15 protein-coding genes are annotated in these 17,443 nt (G+C 62.7%); 5 read left to right on the top strand and 10 right to left on the bottom strand.

Annotated features, from left to right (window positions below):
• Positions 1–144 precede the first annotated feature (144 nt).
• Entirely contained in the window at positions 145–516 is a 372-nt protein-coding gene (locus tag E8L22_RS06495; protein ID WP_136524378.1) for a hypothetical protein, read from the top strand.
• Positions 517–589: 73 nt separating this feature from the next.
• Positions 590–997, top strand: coding sequence for a bacteriohemerythrin (locus E8L22_RS06490; RefSeq protein WP_136524377.1), 408 nt, complete (start codon positions 590–592; stop codon positions 995–997).
• Positions 998–1,048: 51 nt separating this feature from the next.
• Here the strand turns inward: E8L22_RS06490 and E8L22_RS06485 are convergent, their stop codons facing one another.
• The 6 genes from E8L22_RS06485 to E8L22_RS06460 form a co-directional block, all read right to left on the bottom strand.
• Positions 1,049–1,498: a YbhB/YbcL family Raf kinase inhibitor-like protein gene (locus E8L22_RS06485; RefSeq protein ID WP_136524375.1), complete on the bottom strand. Its 450-nt coding sequence runs from the start codon at positions 1,496–1,498 to the stop codon at positions 1,049–1,051.
• Between the two features lie 38 nt (positions 1,499–1,536).
• Positions 1,537–2,718 carry a hypothetical protein gene (locus E8L22_RS06480; protein ID WP_136524374.1) on the bottom strand — a complete coding sequence of 394 codons (1,182 nt, stop codon included), beginning with the start codon at positions 2,716–2,718 and terminating at the stop codon, positions 1,537–1,539.
• A 60-nt stretch (positions 2,719–2,778) separates the two neighbouring features.
• Positions 2,779–3,204: a four-helix bundle copper-binding protein gene (locus E8L22_RS06475; protein ID WP_136524373.1), complete on the bottom strand. Its 426-nt coding sequence runs from the start codon at positions 3,202–3,204 to the stop codon at positions 2,779–2,781.
• Positions 3,205–3,306: 102 nt separating this feature from the next.
• Complete coding sequence (locus E8L22_RS06470; protein ID WP_136524371.1) at positions 3,307–3,855, bottom strand: MerR family transcriptional regulator; 549 nt, start codon at positions 3,853–3,855, stop codon at positions 3,307–3,309.
• A gap of 47 nt (positions 3,856–3,902) precedes the next feature.
• The gene (locus E8L22_RS06465; RefSeq protein WP_136524370.1) at positions 3,903–4,085 is read right to left on the bottom strand and encodes a MerR family transcriptional regulator; all 183 of its coding nucleotides are present in this window, start codon (positions 4,083–4,085) and stop codon (positions 3,903–3,905) included.
• Positions 4,086–4,255: 170 nt separating this feature from the next.
• Positions 4,256–6,337 (bottom strand): methyl-accepting chemotaxis protein, encoded by a 2,082-nt coding sequence (locus tag E8L22_RS06460; protein WP_136524368.1) that lies wholly within the window; start codon positions 6,335–6,337, stop codon positions 4,256–4,258.
• Positions 6,338–6,912: 575 nt separating this feature from the next.
• Here E8L22_RS06460 and ercA point away from each other — a divergent pair.
• Both ercA and E8L22_RS06450 read left to right on the top strand, forming a co-directional pair.
• The gene (ercA, locus tag E8L22_RS06455) at positions 6,913–8,073 is read left to right on the top strand and encodes an alcohol dehydrogenase-like regulatory protein ErcA (protein WP_136524366.1); all 1,161 of its coding nucleotides are present in this window, start codon (positions 6,913–6,915) and stop codon (positions 8,071–8,073) included.
• A complete protein-coding gene (locus E8L22_RS06450) occupies positions 8,057–10,081 on the top strand; it encodes a hybrid sensor histidine kinase/response regulator (protein WP_136524365.1) in 2,025 nt (674 codons plus the stop codon). Before ercA ends, E8L22_RS06450 begins: the two co-directional genes overlap by 17 nt.
• Here E8L22_RS06450 and E8L22_RS06445 read toward each other — a convergent pair.
• From E8L22_RS06445 to E8L22_RS06430, 4 genes are all read right to left on the bottom strand, one after another.
• Positions 10,078–11,169, bottom strand: a complete 1,092-nt coding sequence (locus E8L22_RS06445; RefSeq protein ID WP_136524364.1) for a class I SAM-dependent methyltransferase — start codon at positions 11,167–11,169, stop codon at positions 10,078–10,080. The two genes, E8L22_RS06450 and E8L22_RS06445, sit on opposite strands and share 4 nt — an antisense overlap.
• Before the next feature lie 119 nt (positions 11,170–11,288).
• Entirely contained in the window at positions 11,289–12,056 is a 768-nt protein-coding gene (locus E8L22_RS06440) for a DUF5020 family protein (protein ID WP_136524363.1), read from the bottom strand.
• Between the two features lie 179 nt (positions 12,057–12,235).
• Positions 12,236–15,388: a GAF domain-containing protein gene (locus E8L22_RS06435; protein WP_136524362.1), complete on the bottom strand. Its 3,153-nt coding sequence runs from the start codon at positions 15,386–15,388 to the stop codon at positions 12,236–12,238.
• Positions 15,389–15,538: 150 nt separating this feature from the next.
• Positions 15,539–15,856: a CZB domain-containing protein gene (locus E8L22_RS06430; protein WP_162604788.1), complete on the bottom strand. Its 318-nt coding sequence runs from the start codon at positions 15,854–15,856 to the stop codon at positions 15,539–15,541.
• A 634-nt stretch (positions 15,857–16,490) separates the two neighbouring features.
• Here E8L22_RS06430 and E8L22_RS06425 point away from each other — a divergent pair.
• Entirely contained in the window at positions 16,491–17,390 is a 900-nt protein-coding gene (locus E8L22_RS06425; protein WP_136524360.1) for a protoglobin domain-containing protein, read from the top strand.
• Positions 17,391–17,443 lie beyond the last annotated feature (53 nt).

Genomic DNA, 17,443 nt, shown 5'->3' with positions numbered 1-17,443 from the left:
ACGAAATTAACAACGTCTTACTCTATCCACCACCGTTTCCAAGTCAAGGTGCGCCGCACCGTACAAAATGAAACTATCGTGTTGAGGAAAGTACGTGTGCTGCTAAGATACTTGTCGTTGCCAAATCCGGCAAAGGAGGGAGTCATGGGCGAAAGACTGACCGAATGGGCCGAGCGTCCGCTTAACTTCCGCGAGGACCAAAGAGAAAACCTCGACCCGCAGCTGCGGCGCCTGAACGTGAGGCTCGGTGCGCATGCCCTGCTCGACTTCGTGCTTAACCCTCCCGCATACCTGCTTCTAGCCGGCGCCGTGGGACTTCTCGCCAAGCGCAGGTTCGCCCTCGCGTCGCTTCTGGCGGGAGGCTTCGTGCTGCAACAAGCCCTCTCCAGGGTCGGCGCCACCGGCGCACAGGAGGGGCTTGAGGAGCGGAAGAGGAGGGAGATCGCCTTCGAGCGGCGCGCCATGAAGGCGCAGCGCGGGGATTACGGCCGGCTCGACGTGATCGCCTTCAAGTAGGGAGGTATTTCAGTTCAAGCGCAGCACGCCGATAAGGATAGAAAGCAGTACCACTAATGAGCCGGAGCAACTAATGACGCTGGTTGAATGGGATGAAACCCTGACCTTGGGAGTGCAGCGGATCGACGCCGATCACGAAAAGCTGGTGGAGATCCTGAACCGCTGCTACAGCGCGCTCATGCAGCACGACCACACCCATGAACTGCATGACATAGTGGTGGAACTTCTAGACTACACCCAGTACCACTTCGGCACCGAGGAAGCCCTGATGCGCGCGGCGCGCTACCCGGCAGCTAAGGCTCACACCGCCGCCCACCGCACCTTCATCAAGTCCATCCACAACTTCAGGGACCGTTTCGAGGCGGGGGAATCCTTCGTCGCCATCGATGTCCTCGTCTTTCTCAAGGACTGGCTGGTGGCGCACATCCAGAACACGGACCGCTCCCTTGCCCAGTACGTGACTGAAGTGGCCGGACTATAAAAAAAGCGCCCGGCAATTGCACCGGACGCCACTTTTCCCACTCCTTGTTCGCTACCCTCCACCGTACAGCCCCGTAAGCACCGCCTCCTCGATGACATGGTCCTGCATCGCCACGTCCAGTTGCCCCTTGCTCGCCGTTCCCGCCAGTTCAAGCGTCGTGTCGAGCGCGTACAACCGGAAGATGTAGCGATGGGTGCCGGAGGGAGGGCAGGGCCCGCCATACTGGTTGTGTCCCCAGCTGTTCTTGCCGATGACCACTTCGCGCGGCTCCGCCTGTTCCACGAGCTCGGTGGTCCTAGGCCCCATGTTCCAAAGGATCCAGTGTACCCAGAGCCCGTTCGGGGCGTCCGGGTCTTCCATGACCAGAGCCAACGACTTGGTGCCGTCCGGCACGTGCTCGATCCGGAGTTCCGGATTGATGTTGTCACCATCGCAGGTATACCTGGCCGGCATGCGCCCGTTGTCCTTGAAGGCCGGGCTGGTCAACCGCATCTCTCCCATGAGTCACCCCCTTGTGGTCGGCCTTCGCCGGCCGCCTGTTATTCCCCGCCTGCCTGCGGCACGCCGCAGACCTTCACCTCTACCACCAGGTCCTCCACCTGGGCGAACTGCTCGCTCACCGCCCCGACCGGGCGTAGGAGCTCGACGGACCAGAGCCCGTCGTTAGCCCCATTCCCAACCGGGCTCGCATTCTCGTGGGTCACCATGCCGCAGAACTCGGAGCGACGCACCGAGCGGCGGTTCTCCACCCGCCCGAGGAGGATGGGCGAAAGCCCCCTCTGGTCCGCCTCCACGCGCTCCCCGCGCCTCACATACACCCCCCTTTCAGGAAGCCGCACCAAGGCGGACCACGGGACCGCCCCCGCCTCCCCCAAAAGCGACGCGCTCACGCCGCGGAAGCGGCAGTTCTCGAGCCCCTGGAAAAGCTCCGGCGGCACCTGCACGCGCACGGCGAAACTGTCGCGCGCGTGCCTTAGCTGCCCCCACGCGTTGCGGTTCATGAGGGCGCGCACCGAGAAGGCACGGGTGAAGGCCTGCTCCCTGCGCTGGTAGCAAGCGAGCCATTCCAGGGCGTCGCGCGTCCAGACGGTACAACTCGCAATGGACGCCCCCAGCGTCTCGGACCAGGAACTGAGCGGCGAAGGGGCGTCGTGGCCGTAGATGCGCATGAGCCCCCCCTCGGCCACCGCGATCCGGTCCAGCGCCGCCTCGTAGTCCCGGCAAAGCCTTTTCAGCACGAGGTCGCGCTGCTCGTTCATGGCCAGGGCGCCGCCCGGAGCGGCAAGCCCCTTCCTGCGTCGGATCGACTCGCCGCGCAACCCGATCATGCCGCTCACCTCGGCCCGTTCCGGCTCCGTTTCCATCTCCTCTTCTTCCACCGCCGGCGGTGCCGCTTGCACCTCACCGCCCGGCGCCTGTTCCTGCGTCTCCTCCCGCGGAGAGACCGGCTCCTCCCGAGCGGCGACTTCCCGCTCTTGCGGCTCCATCGACTCGACTCGTTGCCGGTCGAGCTCAAGCTCCTTTTCCAGGATGGACAGGTCGAGGCTCAGTTCCTGCCAGGCCCGATCCAGCGCGGAGTACTCCCTGAAGTCCGCGACGCAGCGCTCCAGGAGCCGTTCCGCCTCGGCCAGGAGCGTCTCGGCATGCCGAGGTTCGAACCTTGCCGCCAGCATCGACGGATCGGGACGGTATGCGGCCACGTTACAGGCAAGCTTGCTCATCGGCCACCTCCTCTTTCAAAAACGGCACAGAAGGGGCGGCTTGCGCCGCCCCGGGGCATGTCAGAGGAAGGTGGTCCTGGTTCCTTCGGAGAGGCGGGAGATCAGGTCCTGGCAGACCTTCTCGCAGCTTTGGCAGGACGAGCGGCAGATGCGGCAGTGCTGGTGCATCTCGGAGTGCACCTCGCACTCCTGCATGCAGAGGCGGCAGGCGACGGCGCAGCTCTCAAGCTGCGTCCTCAAAAGCTGGGGGACGGCTTCGGTCTGCCGGGAGAGGACACGCGCGGTGACTTGGCAGATATCGGCGCAGTCGAGGTTCAGGCGGATGCACTTGGTGAGGTCTTGCACCGTCGCCTCGCCGAGGCACGCATCGGCGCAGCTGGTGCAGACGTCGGCACACTCGACGAGGGAGCTGATGCACTCGGTGACGGCGGTCACGTCCATGATGAGCTTTCTCGGGTGGGCGGCGAACATTTCGGATGTCTTCATGGGCTTCTCCTTTGTGGTTGGAATGTCGGCACAACAGTTAGCACATTCTAATCACATTGCCGGAGAATTCAACGCGGGGGGGGGGGAACCGGAGCCCTTTTTTCACCCCTTCCCCTCTGCGCCGGCCCAGACCGACTCCGAGAGCCTTCGTATGGTCAGCACCTCCTCTTCGCCGATGCCGAGCGAGAGGAGGAAGGCGTGGTGCGCCTTTGGTGCGCGGCGCTCGAACTCGGCGTGCCAGGTCTCCATCCCCCTGTCGTCCATGCCCGCCGCGCGCAGCATGGCGACCCAGGTTTCCTTGTCCATGCTCTCCGGGAGCGACTCTCCCGACTGGACCCGGAGCATGCGGGCGAGCAGGCTCTGCTGGGCCTTGAGCGCCCTGATCTCCTCTCCGATCGCCGCGAGGCGGCGCTTCAGGACCGACCGCTCCCCCTTTTCCGGGGCGGCGAGGATGGCCCGGATCTCCTCCACGGAGAGCCCGGCCTTGCGGAACGAGGCTATCGCGGCGAGCCGATCCAGGTCGCGCTCCGAATAGAGACGGTAACCCGCCTCGCTCCTTGCGCTCGGGCAAAGAAGCCCCTCCTGGTCGTAGTACAAGAGCGTGCTCCGGGAAAGTCCGAACCTCTTGGCCAGCTGGCTGATGCGGTACATGCCTGCTCCTTCGAGAAAAGCGGCCCCGGGCGCCCGGGGCCTGCAGATTAGGCGTGGTGTGCGCGGATCGCCGCGATCCGTTCCTGGGGAAGCCCCAGCCACTCGAGGAAGCTCTGGTGCCCTTCGGGATTTTCCCTCTCGAAGAGGCGATGCCACTGTTCCATGGCCGCGTCGTCCAGCCCGATGGCCCGGAACCGGGCGGTCCACTCGTCTACCGTTACCTTGCTCATACTGTTCGCTCCTTATCTGTTTGGTCGGTCATGGCCATGACAGTCGGGGATACTAAACCGTGAAGTGGTAGACGGGTCAAGATAAATTCGTCGGGGGCCGAGACGGCAAAGAGGCCCGACGGCGCTTGCCGTCGGGCCTCCCTGTTCCGGCAGACGTTGCCGCCTTACCGCTAGAAGGTCTCGAACTGCTCGTCGAGATCGTTCAGGTTGATCTCGGCACCGGTCACCGGGCCGGACTGGGTGAGCTTGTTCCTACCCCCCTTCGCCTTGGCCGGGGCTTCCTTACGCCCCGGCCGCGCTTCGGGCTGCGGCTCCTTAAAGCGCACCGGCACTCCCTTCGCGCTGCGCTCCTGCCCTATGTTGAAGTAACCGATGGTCGTCTGCAGCTGTTCCGACTGCGAGGAGAGTTCCTCAGCCGTCGCCGACATCTGCTCGCTCGCCGAGGCGTTTTGCTGGATCACCTGGTCGAGCTGCTGGATCGCCTTGTTGATCTGGGCCGCGCCGCTGTCCTGTTCCTTGCACGCGGCGGAGATCTCCTGCACCAGTTCGGCCGTGCGCTGGATATCCGGAAGCATGCGGTCCAGCATCTGTCCGGCGGTCTCCGCCACCTCTACGCTCGTCGAGGAGAGCTCCGAGATCTCAGCCGCCGCCTTCTGCGAGCGCTCGGCGAGCTTTCTCACCTCGCTTGCCACGACGGCGAAACCCTTGCCGTGCTCCCCGGCGCGGGCCGCCTCGATGGCGGCGTTCAGGGCCAGAAGGTTCGTCTGCCGCGCGATCTCCTCGATAATGGAGATCTTCCCGGCGATGTCCTTCATCGCCTGCACCGTCTGCGCCACCGCCTTGCCCCCTTCCTGGGCGTCCTGGGCGGACTTCACGGCGATCTTCTCCGTCTGCATGGCGTTATCCGCGTTCTGCCTGATGTTGGAGGACATCTCCTCCATGGAGGAAGAGGCCTGCTCCGCCGCAGCCGCCTGCTCACTCGCCCCCTGTGAGAGCTGCTGCGATCCGGAGGACATCTGCAGGCTGCCGCCCGCCACGTTGTTTGCGGCCTCCTTGACGTCGGTGACCACCGCGGAAAGCTTTGAAACCATGCTGGAGAGGGAACGCATCAACTCGTCGTTGGCCGAGCGCTCCTCGAGCTGGACGGTCAGGTTGCCGCCGGCCACCTCCTTCGCCGCACTCGTGATCGCGGTGATGGCAGCGATCAGCTGGTTCAGGTTTTCCTTTATCTGGTTGAAGTCGCCGCGGTACTCCTCCCTTATCGGTGCGGGCATGTCCCCCTTGGCGATGCGGTCGACGTATTCGGCGGCCACCTGCAGCGGGCCGATCACCGCATCGAGGGTCTGGTTCACCCCCTCGACGATGCGCCTGAAGTCCCCCTCGTGACGCCCTGCGTCGGCGCGCGTCGCAAGCTTTCCTTCCACAGCCGCATGGGAGAGGGCTTTAGCGTCCTCGACGAGCGCCTGGATGCGCTCCGTCATCCCCTTGAGCGCGGCGAGCAGTTGACCGGACTCGTCCTCGGAGTCGGCGTCAAGGTTCACGTTCAGGTTCCCAGCCGCGATCTTGTTGGCCGCATCGAGCGCCCTGCCAAGCGGCTTGGTGATGGCGTTCGCCACCAGGGTGGCGAAGACGAAGGCGAGCACGGCACACAGGATGCCGCCCCCCACGAGGATCACCTTGGTCCTCGCCTCGAGCGCCTCGGCATCCTTCATGCGCACGCCAAGGAGGGACATCTCCTCCTTCTGCATGTCGGCGATGACCACGCGCATCGCGTCCATGAACTGTTTTCCCTTGGCCTGCTGCACCGTCCGCACCACCTGCTCCATGCCGGTCCCGCTGCCGGCCTGCCGTCTGAGTGCGACCAGCGGCTCCACGTCGGCCTTGAGCCAGTCCTCCTTGGACTGGAACAGTTTCGTCAGGCGCTCCTGCTGCTTCGGGTTGTCCGCGGTAAGGCGCTTCGCCTCCTCCCATGCCCTTGAGAAATCGGCCTTGCCGGCGTTCAGCGGCTCGAGAAACTTTTCCTCCCCGGTGAGGGCGAAGCCTCGCTCGCCGGTTTCTATGTTCACCAGTGCGGTCAGTATGTTCCCGACCTGTTCCGTAACCTGGTAGGTGTGGACGTTCATCCTGTTTGCCTTGCCGAGCGAGGCCAGGTTTACGTAAGCCACCGCGACCAGGGTGGCGACAAGCACGATTATGATGGAAAAGACGAGGTACAGCTTCTTACCGATTTTCATGTTCTTGAAAAAGCTCACATCTTTCTCCTTTCTTTTCACGACGGCAGCGTGTGTGATGCGACACGGCAGGAAACGCGTCCGACAGCACGAGGGGCGCGCCCGCCTCCGCCGTCGTAACAGTACCCCGGCCAATCCGGGTTCAATGCAGACCGGTATCGTCAGCTAAACTGCAGAAGTTAAGGTATTTTTTTGCACCTTGCCCCCCCCGCGCCATCCATCCTGTTACGTTATTTGGGAGATTTCGTATACTTAGCATCGCTTTATCCCATAAATTTTTTTTCTATCCCCATGACTATGACATAGCACCGGACCTTACTGGCTCACCACAGGATCTTCTAACGAGGGGAGTGCCCGTTTCCTGCCACCGATATGGGTGCACGGCAGCTTTGCAAAGCATAGCGAAGCTGCTGCTTCACTTGGGCGACCGCTTCGCTTTTTCCTTAAAGTTTCCGGGGCATTCCCCCGACACGTCTATCAGACTGAGCAGTAGTAATCGAAACCGAATGTTGTTATACTACGGTGGTTGTCTAAGATTTACCGGCCTTAATCCTTCTGTGTAAATTGCATGTGGTGCTGAACCAGGGAGACAGGAGATGGCGGAAGGTCTGCAACTGAGGAAATTTCTCGCACCCGAATTCATCTTCGGAGCAGGTGCTAGGGAACTGGCCGGGCGTTATGCCAGAAATCTCGGCGGCCGTAAGGTGCTCGTGGTCTCGGACCCGGGCGTGGTCCAGGCGGGATGGACCGCCGATGTTACCAAGAGCCTCGAGGCGGAGGGACTCCCATACGTCCTTTTCACCGCGCTCACGCCGAACCCCAAGGCCGAAGAGGTCATGGCCGGGGTCGCCTTGTACCGTGAGGAGCGCTGCGACGTGATCGTGGCAGTGGGGGGCGGAAGTCCGATCGACTGCGCCAAAGGGATCGGCATCGTTTCCTCGAACCACAAGCACATCCTCGAATTCGAGGGGGTGGACATGGTGAAGGCCCCCATGCCTCCCCTGATCTGCATCCCGACCACCGGGGGAACCTCGGCCGACGTCTCGCAGTTCGCCATCATCAGCAACCCGCTCGAGCGGGTGAAGATCGCCATCATCAGCAAGTCGGTGGTCCCCGACATCGCCCTCATCGATCCCATCACCCTCACCACGATGGACCCGTACCTCACCGCCTGCACCGGGCTCGACGCCATGACGCACGCCATCGAGGCCTTCGTCTCCACCGCCAGCTCTTCCATGACCGACCTGCACGCGCTGGAAGCGGTCAAGATCCTCACCTCGAGCCTTATTCCCAGCATCCGCAACCCCGACGACCAGGAGCTCAGGAGCCAGGTGATGATGGGGAGCCTGCAGGCGGGGCTCGCCTTCTCCAACGCGATCCTAGGGGCGAACCACGCCATGGCGCACAGCCTGGGGGGCGCCCTCGATCTCGCCCACGGCGAATGTAACGCCATCCTCCTCGATCATGTCATCGACTTCAACTTCGACGCGGCTCCGGAGCGCTTCGAGCGCATCGCGCAGGCGATGGGGCTCGACCTGCGCGGCCTCCCGGTAGCTCAGAAGAAGAAGCTCCTCATCGAGCATGTGCGCTCCCTGAAGGCCCAGGCCGGCGTGGCACGCACCCTGGCCGAGGTCGGGGTCGGGGTCGACGACCTCAAGCAGTACAGCGAGCACGCCCTGAAAGACCCTTGCATGGCTACCAACCCGCGCCGCGCCTCAAAGAGGGACATAGAGGTCGTCTATGAAGAATCCCTCTGATCCGCCCGACTCCCCCCCACGCGACGACCTCGACTCCCTCGAGGCCCTGCAGCGCAAGCTCGCGGGTTTTGGTGAGAACTCGCTGCGCAAGACCTACTACCCCGAACTCCAGGAGCGCCTCGAGGAGTTGGAACGGCTGAAAGCGTTCCTCGATCACAGCAACGACGCCATCTTCCTCGTCGAGACGGTCTCCGGCCGGATCGTGGACCTGAACGACTCCGCCTGCCGCCAGACGGGATGGAGCCGTGAGGAACTCCTGGAAAAATCCCTTTTCGAGGTCTCCGATCTGTGGCATTCCGCCGCCGAAGCGTTGATACGCGCCCCGGAGCGCCAGGAAGAGCCGCGCGAACTGATCGTCACCGAGCTGCACAAAAAGGGGGGCGGGCGCTTCTGGGCCGAGCTCACCCTGAACCGGACGCAGTTTCGCGACAAGGCCTACGTCCTCGGCGTGGCGCGCGACATCACCACCCGCCGCGCCGTCGAGGAGGCGCTGCGCCAGAGCGAGGAGTTCCTGAAGAACGTGGTCGATCACATCCCCGCCATGGTCTTCGCGAAGGACGCCGTGAAGCTGCGCTTCATCACCATCAACAAGTACGGCGAGGAGCTCCTCGGTTTTTCCCGCAAGGAGATCCTCGGCAAGAGCAACCACGACCTCTTCCCAAGCGAGCAGGCCGATTTCTTCAGCGCCAAGGACCGGGAGACCCTCGAGTCGGGTGAACTGGTCGAGATCCCCGAGGAGGTGATCAGCACCGCCGCCGGGAACCGCATCCTGCACACGAAGAAGATCCCCCTCATGGACGAGCAGGGGAAGGCACGCTACCTCCTGGGTATCGCCGAGGACATCACCGAGAAGAAACAGCTCGAGGAAAAGCTCCTGCAATCCCAGAAGATGGAAGCGATCGGGCAGTTGGCCGGAGGCGTCGCGCACGATTTCAACAACATACTCATGGTCATCATGGGGTACGGCAGCATGCTGAGAAACGACGCCGCCCTGGCACCCGAGCACCGGGAGCAGGTGGATCGGATCATGGAGGCCGCCGACAAGGCCGCCCAGCTCACCGCGGGACTGCTAACCTTCAGCAGGAAACAGGTGATCAAGACGCAGACCGTCGACCTGAACGAGGTGATCCGGCGCGTGGAGAAGTTCCTCTCCCGCATCATAGGGGAGGACGTGCAGCTGAAGTCGCAGCTCCCCGAGCACCCGCTCCCGGTGGAGATGGACAGCAACCAAATCGAGCAGGTGCTGGTGAACCTTGCCACCAACGCACGCGACGCCATGCCGCACGGGGGGCTCCTCACCGTCGCCACATCGCTGCAGCGCATCGACCAGGGGTTCGTCGATGCCAACGACGCCGGCTCACCCGGCCCCTACGCGGTGGTCTCCATCTCCGACACCGGCCTCGGGATGGACGAGGCGACGCGCAGGAGGATCTTCGAGCCTTTCTTCACCACCAAGGAGCTGGGTAAGGGGACCGGGCTCGGCATGTCCATCGTGTACGGCATCGTGAAGCAGCACGGCGGCTTCATCAACATCTACAGCGAGCAGGGCCTTGGCACCACCTTCAGGATCTACCTGCCGCTCAGCCCCTCCGCCTCCGAGGCGGCCGAAGCGCTCAGGGAGCTGGAGCACCCGCGCGGCGGGAGCGAGACCATCCTTGTGGTCGAGGACGAGGCGAACCTGCGCACCCTCCTAGAGCAGATCCTCTCCGGCGCCGGGTACCAGGTGCTGGTGGCGGAAAACGGTGCCGTCGCCGTCGAAACCTTCGCAAGAAACGAGGGGAAGATCGCCCTCATCCTCATGGACATGATAATGCCGGGGATGAGCGGCAAAGAGGCCTGCGGCGCCATCCGCAGGATCGATCCGTCGGCGCGCGTCCTCTACACGAGCGGCTACACCATGGACATCATCAAGAGCCGTGACCTCCTGGAGGAGGGTACCGAGCTGATGACGAAGCCGGTGCGCCCGGCCGAGCTTTTAAGAAAAGTGCGGGAGATGCTGGACCGCTAGACGGAGAGCTCGCGGCAGCGCAAAAGGAAGAGACGGTCGGCGTAGCTGCCGGCCCGTTTGAGGTCAAGAGGGGAGAGTTCGGCCGCCTGGACGGGACGGCGGAAGCGGCGCAGGAAGCGGCGCTCCGCAGCGTTTAGGGGGCCGTTTTCGTTACCGAACCGCCCCGGGATGTGAGCCGGGGTGAGACGCCAGGGGGAAATGGCAGCGGCGAGGCACGGGTTCAGGCGAAAGACCGCGTCTGAGTCCGGGCAGGGGCCCTTGGGGCTGCGCCCGAGGTAGAGCACGAAGTTGCCCGGGGACTCTTTCTCCTGCTCCATGGCCCGGATCCGTTCCACCTCGCGCTCCGGCTCGGCGAGGGCGCCCCGGTGCGCGAAACGCAACAGGGTAAGCCCGCTTGCCGCGACGAGCTCCATCAGCTCGCCGATACGATAGCTTTTCACCTGCGGATGCAGCAGGGCATCGGCAAGCCCGGCCCGGTTCGCCACCTCGCCGGAGCTCTCGAAGAACTCCCTCAGCCGCGAGCCTTGCGCACTGCGCGCCACCATCCTTCGCACCGCCTCGGGCTCGCGCACCTTCAAAAGGGTGAGCGCACGCCGGATGGCATCCTCCTCGCGCCGGGTGTAGCGGCTGTAGACCATCACCCTCATGATCCCCCCGTCCCCAAGGCGCGCGGCGAGCGCGCGCAGCCCCGCCTCCGGTTCCGCCAGGTGGTGCAGCACACCGTAGGCATCGATGAAACCGTAGGGGCCGGTGACGAGCGCCGGGTCGAGGAGGTCTCCTGCCACGAAATCGACCCCGGTCACCCCGTGCACTAGGCAGTGCAGCCGGGCCCGCTTGAGGCTCGTCTCGGAGAGGTCGAGGGCGGTGACCCGGGTCTTCGGGTTGGCGACGGCGAAAGGATAGGGGGCGAAGGTGCCGCACCCGGCGATGAGGATGCGGGCGAGATCGGCCGGCGGGAGTTCGCCGTTGAAAAGGGACCAGAGGGCGTCGAGGTTGTTCGCGTAGGTGTCGGCGCGGCGCACCGAGGCAAAGAGGGGATAACTCGGGTAGGGGTAAAGCTCGTAGTGGCGGCGGACGGCATCGGGCATGACCGACACTCTAGCGCGGCGGGGCTTCCTTGGCAAGCGTCCCAATGAGAAAGGGGGCGGAAAAATCCGCCCCCTCTTCATACCGTCCCGGCGGGGAACCCATGGGCTCCCGGCCGTATTTACATGACGATCTTGACCATCGCCTGCGGCGCGTACTCGTTCACGCCGCTCACGCCGAATTTGTTGTGCCAGTACATGAACTCGGTGCCGAAGTAGATGCTTTTCGGCGCGTCCCAGAACTTGCCCAGATCGAGGAGCAGGCGGGGCTGGGCGTCGATGTTGAAGACAAGGTTCCCTTCGCCGCCGGCGATGTCGGAGAACCCTTCGAAGAGCATGTCGGCCTTACCCACGCTGAAGGGGAGCTGCCAGCAGGGGGTGACCTGGTAGGTGCTGCCGGACTGCTTCGGGTCGTTGCGCACGTAGACGTTCAGGTCGGCGAAGTTGAACTTCGGCAGGTTCAGGCTGAAGCCCACGCCGTAGAGGTAGTTGCGGAAGCCCTGACCCATCTCCAGGGTGCCGGCCACCAGCACGTCCTTCACGAAAGGAGCGGAGAGGTCATGGCCGGTGATCTTGCCGATGGAGAGACGCGGAGAGAGCTCGCCGTAGATCCCGGTGTCGTCTTTCTCGGTATTGGTCACGTCGAAAAAGAGGAAGGTGTCGCCGTACTTCCAGGCGTTGGCATGTTCCACGGTGATGGTGGACTGGTTGCCCTTGGTGCCGGTGAACGGGTTCTTGAACTGCCCCCCCCAAAGGTACTGGATGTTGGTCTCGTTCCAGAGCGTGGCGCCCGCGTGGGCCTCGGTCGCGGCAAACGGCGCGAGTGTCAGGGCGGCCAGGGCCAGGGCCTTGAAACCGGTGGAAAGGGCGCTGCGGATGGATCTCTTCATCTGTGGTGCTCTCCTTGGCTCATTAGTAAAAAAAGGCCCGTGAAACTACCACGTTTTTTGATTCAGTTCACCTTTTTTTGATCTAATTAAACCAAGCAAAACAGTCGGCATGCGGATCGGAGCAGGAACGGCGCCTGACGCAGAGCGATCTCGCGCGCATCACCTCCAGGACTGCGGGGCTAACCGGCGCCGTCGAGCACCTCGCGCACCTTGGCGGCGAGGGTGGGGAGGGTGAACGGTTTGGGAAGGAAATGCACCCCCTCGTTGATGACACCGTGGCGGGCGATGAAGTCCGAGGCGTAGCCGGACATGAACAGGGTCTTGACGCCGGGGTTCGCGGCCCCGAGTCTCAGCGCCAGGTCGCTGCCGTTCATCCCCGGCATGATCACGTCGGTGATGAGCAGCTCAGGGGCCCGCTCCAGCCGGGAGACCGCCGCAAGCGCCTCATCCGGGGTCGAGGCGACGGTGACCCGATACCCAAGCTTGACCAGCATGTCGGAAACCATCTCGCGCACCCAGAGCTCATCCTCCACGACGAGGATGCTTTCGTCCCCCTTCATGTAGGACACCTCCGCCTCGCCACTGCTCCCTCCCTCTTCATCCGGGACGGACGGAAGGTAGATACGGAAGGTGGTCCCCTCGCCCGGGGTGCTCTGCACCTTGATCCCGCCCCCGTTTTGCTTCACGATGCCGAAGACCGTGGCGAGCCCGAGTCCAGTCCCCTTTCCCGGTTCCTTCGTCGTGTAGAAGGGCTCGAAGATACGGTCGAGGACCGTCCCGGCCATCCCCTGCCCGGTATCGCTCACCGAGAGGAGCACGTACCTGCCGGGGGCGAGCCCGGAGGCGGCATCAAGCGGGTTATCCGACAGTGTCGCGTTTTGCGTGCTGATGGTGATCCGGCCGACGCCCGCGATGGCGTCGCGCGCGTTGACGCAGAGGTTGGCGAGGAGCTGGTCCACCTGGGAGGGATCGATGTTGACGCGCCCCGCCCTTTCCCCGGGTATCCAGAGCAGCTCGATCTCCTCGCCGATAAGCCGCCCCAGCATCTTAAGCATCCCGGCCACCGCCTCGTTCACCTCGATCACCCTGGGGAGCACGTTCTGGCGTCTGGCGAAGGTCAGAAGCTGTCGCGTGATGCTGGAAGAGCGGTTGGCGGCGTCCAGGATCGCCTCAAGGTGCCTGCGCTGCCCTTCGGCGAGTTCCTCGTCCATGAGTCCTAGCTCGGCATGCCCCAGGATGACGCTCAGCATGTTGTTGAAGTCGTGGGCGACCCCGCCGGCCAGTTGGCCGACCGACTCCATCTTCTGCGCCTGCAGGAACTGCTGCTCGACGCGCCGCTGCTCCGTGATGTCCAGGATGATGGTCAAAAGCCGCTTCTCTCCCCCCACCGCGATGGTCTCGGTCCACATCCGGCAGAGCACCGGCCGCCCCGTGCTCGCGTAGAGGGTAAGTTCCAGATCCTTGATCCGCCCCTCCCTCAGCATGAGCTCTTTCACTTGATCACGCTGGGTCTGCGTCACGAGCCCCAAGTCCACCGAGCGCTTCCCTATCACCTCGTCCCGGCTCCACTGCACCGCATCCAGGAAGCGCTGATTCACCTCGAGGTAGACCCCATCCTCCAGCGAACTGACCGCCAGCATGAGGGGGGCGTTGTTGAACGCCGCGGCAAAGCGCTCGTTGCTTTCCAGCAAATCCTGCTCCGCCCGCTTGTTCGCTACCGACTTCCAGACCGATTCCATGAGGAGGGTCAACTGCAGCACGTCGGTGTCGTCGTAATCCCCTTCCTTGTTGGCCATGCCGACCACGGCGACGATCCGGTCGCCGCTGAAGACCGGGATGCTCATGAAGCGGCTAAGATGCGCGTGCCCTTGCGGATACCCCTTCTTAAGCGCGCTCTCCGCGGCGTAATCGTTCACGACGACCGCCCTGCGCTGGCGTACCACCTCACCCCAAAGCCCGGTCTGTTCCAGGGTGCACATAATCTCCCGCTCGGGGAGGCCGCATTCCCGCATGACGTCGCGCGACCAGCAGTTCAGGGTGAACTCTCCGCGCTCCTCGTCGTAATGGCCGATGAACCCGACCCTGCTTCCGGTGAGCCGAATCGCTTCTTCGAGCGCGTTGTCCAGGAAGCCCTGGACCGTCTCGGACGGGTACTGCAGGATCCCCAAAAGGGTGACGAGGCGCGACTCGCTGAGCCTGATCTTCTCGGTGTCCTGCCGCTGCCGCGTGATGTCCCGGTTCGAGGCCCTAAGGCCGAGAAATACCCCTTCCTCGAAGATGGGGCGGCACAGGTGCTGGATCCAGCGCAGCTCTCCGCCGCGGGTCAGGATGGGCACCTCCAGCGTTCGTGCCGGCAGGGACGGGTCGTGGATCTCTTGGTGCAGCGCCCTCAGGCTCTCCCTGAAATCGTGGTGCACCACCCGGTACAAAAGCTCCGGTTCCTCCTGGAACTCCTCCCTCGCATAGCCGGTGAGTTCGATGCAGGAAGGGGACATGTACCTGATCGCCCCGTCCGGTCCGACCCAGTATTCCCAGTCCTGGGTCCAGTCGCACACCGTGCGGAACTTCTGCTCGTTTGCCAGGAGCCGCCGCGTGTCCTCGAAACGGCGCCGTGACGATACCGCGATGCCTGCGGTACCGAGCACCCAAAGCAGGAAGTAGCGCCCGACCGTGTTCCGGTCGCTTGCCGCCTGCTGCTCCAGGCGTGCCACCAGGGGAACCGAGATGACCAGGGCACCGCGCACCACCCCCTCCCGGTCACCCGGCGCGCGGTGGCTGGTGAGGCAGGAGGTTTCGGTCACGAAGGCGGAGATGAAACGAAGGTAGGGAGCCCCGGCGATAGTAGCAACCTGGGACCGCTCCCGGGACTCACCCCGCTCGAAGGCGAGCAGGCTCTCCCGTTCCCAGGGGTCCGGGGCGTTCACGGGGTTTACGGGTTTCAGACTGGTGATCCTGCTGGTGACAAGGGGGAGGTGTGGCGCCCGGCGCGGGGAGGGGACCGTCGCAAAGACCATGCGCGTCAGGTAGGCCGGGTTGACCAGGGTAAGCCGCATCCCGTCGGTGGTGGCGACGTCGCGGCGGGCAACGGTGAGATAGGGATTGGGGGCGGCCTTCCCGGCGGGAACGTAGACCCCTCCCATGCTGGCGGCCCAGGCGCGGTACTGCAGATTTAGGCGGAAGTAGTCGCGGGCCTCGTCTTCGGCCCGCTGGAGCATCTGCTTGCGGTCGCCGGTCACCGCCGTCGCGGCCAGCGTCACGATGACCACGGTCCAGACGGCAATGGAGAAGAGACCATACTTTTTAAAAAGACAACCCTTTGTCTTGCTTTGCATCAAATCACCCGGCCCGATACTGCACGCAGGGTGGCTCACCCTGCTGATCACTCATCACAATGTCACGTAGAGCACGCTATGCAAGCGACGCTCTCCCTGACTCATTCATCGGCACCCGGCAGGCTGAGTTTAATCATTTTCATCAAAAAGCTAAATGTTGTCTCTCCATTTGATCAGCGCTTCCATCATCCGGTTCGATATAAGGCTGAATTCCCCATCCAGTTCCATCATCCGCTGCGCCCCCTCGCGATCTCCATCGACCGCCATATGGGCCACGTTGCAGGCCACCTTGTGAAACTCGGCGTGCAGTTCCTTCACCCTCTGGTAGTAGGCGGAGGCACGGTGCCGGGGAGGGATTTCGCTGCCGTAGAACCATTTGCCGAAAGCACAGTCATGCTCGGTGCATGGCCCCTTGGGGCTTTCCAGTTCCCCTTTGGCTATCACCTCGTTGAGTCTGTACTTATACAAGGCATGTTCACTTATGGCGTTGTTTATCTCCTGTTTATCCATCACTTCCCTCACTGGTAAATATGAGTTGCCGCGGACCAAAGAAATGTCTTCCCCTTATCGGCAGCAAACACGATAACTTAAGTAAGCAAAGTACGTTCCAAAGAAGCGCCTCCATCATTTGCCAAGCCACGTCCGGTTGCCTCTTAGCACAAAAATACAAGGTACTTACGAGCCCCCAAAAGGCGATATTGCATGACATAAAATTAATGTGATTCAAATCACAGCTGCCAGAACTGGGTGGAACCACCCACATGAAGCGAAGAGCGCTAAATCTTTACCCCTTTACGTTGCCTAAGCGGTAAACAGAGCCCACAGGAAAACACCTTACCCATTAAACTTGATACATATAAACGTTTGCGCCCTGAGTTTGGCCTCATTTAGTGCCGCTCGCCTGGCTCCCGAGATCCCAACAGCAGCACATGAAAGTTTGAGGCCTTCTTTGGGCGCCCATCTCCTTCAGGTTTTACTGTCAACCAACGTATACGGCAGTGACAAGTACTGTTGACATGGTAAGCTCTCTTAATATTTTACAGTTTTACGGCTAGTCATGCAATTTCTGGTCTTGTAGCTGATGTCACGGGAGATGAATAAAATGCTTACAATGCAGGAAATAAAGAACCACTATTACTTCACCGAAACCGACGCCGAACAGCTCAAAGAGCTTTTCCCGCTCGCGCAGGAGAACAGCCAGGCCATGGTCGAGGAGTTCTACTCCTACCTTCTGAAGATCCCGGAAACCGCCGTCTTCCTGCGCGACCCTAAAGACCTCGCCCGGCTCAAGAAAACCCATTCCGATTGGTTCCTCTCCCTTTTCTCGGGGCACTACGACAACGAGTACATGCTCACCCTCCAGGCCATCGGCCAGGCCCACGTACGCATCAAGGTGAGCGCCCATTACGTCAACGCCGCGATGAACGTGGTGCGCCGCTTCCTCATCGAGATGCTGCAGGCGAGCTTCCCCGACATCGCGGTCCGGCGCAAGTACCGCGTCGCGGTCGAGAAGATCCTGGACATCAACCTGGACATCATGAGCACCTCCTACCAGGAAGAGGAGCTGCGCAAGGTCTTTGTCTCGCACAAGCTCGAGTCCAAGCTGATCCATGCCGCGGAGCGCTTCACCTACGGCTTGAACCTCATCCTCGTCATAGCGCTCACCGGCGTCTCCCTCTCCGTGGTGACCCTCTTCTTCTGGGACCTGGTCCACATCTTCCAGGGGAACTTCGAGAAGGGGATCCTCTCCGCGCTCGGCTCGCTGCTCATCCTCTGGATGATGATCGAGCTCATGGACAACGAGATAAAGACGCTCAAGGGGGGCAAGTTCAACATCCTGATCTTCATCGGCGTGATCATCGTCGCCCTGATCCGGGAGATCCTGATCTCGACCCTGCGCCACGACGCCCTGGAGACCCAGGCTTTCCTCGCCGGAACGCTCCTCATCCTGGGGATCGTCTACTACCTGGTTGCAAAAAGCCAGAGCGTCTCCGCGCACTGACGCCGGAAAACGGCCGCAAAAAAAGGCGTCCCGCTTGCGGCAGGGCGCCTTTT

This window comes from Geomonas ferrireducens (genome assembly GCF_004917065.1).
Classification (GTDB): Bacteria; Desulfobacterota; Desulfuromonadia; order Geobacterales; family Geobacteraceae; genus Geomonas; species Geomonas ferrireducens.
The sequence above is the reverse complement of the archived record's forward strand: the minus strand, read 5'-3'. Positions and strand labels throughout refer to the sequence as shown.

What these genes read in the sequence shown, in the direction of transcription:
- E8L22_RS06495 (WP_136524378.1), top strand. Translation starts at nt 145, where the DNA reads ATGGGCGAAAGACTGACCGAATGGGCCGAGCGTCCGCTTAACTTCCGC.
- E8L22_RS06490 (WP_136524377.1), top strand. Translation starts at nt 590, where the DNA reads ATGACGCTGGTTGAATGGGATGAAACCCTGACCTTGGGAGTGCAGCGG.
- E8L22_RS06465 (WP_136524370.1), bottom strand. Translation starts at nt 4,085, where the DNA reads ATGAGCAAGGTAACGGTAGACGAGTGGACCGCCCGGTTCCGGGCCATC.
- E8L22_RS06425 (WP_136524360.1), top strand. Translation starts at nt 16,491, where the DNA reads ATGCTTACAATGCAGGAAATAAAGAACCACTATTACTTCACCGAAACC.
- E8L22_RS06440 (WP_136524363.1), bottom strand. Translation starts at nt 12,056, where the DNA reads ATGAAGAGATCCATCCGCAGCGCCCTTTCCACCGGTTTCAAGGCCCTG.
- E8L22_RS06480 (WP_136524374.1), bottom strand. Translation starts at nt 2,718, where the DNA reads ATGAGCAAGCTTGCCTGTAACGTGGCCGCATACCGTCCCGATCCGTCG.
- E8L22_RS06485 (WP_136524375.1), bottom strand. Translation starts at nt 1,498, where the DNA reads ATGGGAGAGATGCGGTTGACCAGCCCGGCCTTCAAGGACAACGGGCGC.
- E8L22_RS06470 (WP_136524371.1), bottom strand. Translation starts at nt 3,855, where the DNA reads ATGTACCGCATCAGCCAGCTGGCCAAGAGGTTCGGACTTTCCCGGAGC.
- ercA (WP_136524366.1), top strand. Translation starts at nt 6,913, where the DNA reads ATGGCGGAAGGTCTGCAACTGAGGAAATTTCTCGCACCCGAATTCATC.
- E8L22_RS06445 (WP_136524364.1), bottom strand. Translation starts at nt 11,169, where the DNA reads ATGCCCGATGCCGTCCGCCGCCACTACGAGCTTTACCCCTACCCGAGT.
- E8L22_RS06435 (WP_136524362.1), bottom strand. Translation starts at nt 15,388, where the DNA reads ATGCAAAGCAAGACAAAGGGTTGTCTTTTTAAAAAGTATGGTCTCTTC.
- E8L22_RS06450 (WP_136524365.1), top strand. Translation starts at nt 8,057, where the DNA reads ATGAAGAATCCCTCTGATCCGCCCGACTCCCCCCCACGCGACGACCTC.
- E8L22_RS06475 (WP_136524373.1), bottom strand. Translation starts at nt 3,204, where the DNA reads ATGAAGACATCCGAAATGTTCGCCGCCCACCCGAGAAAGCTCATCATG.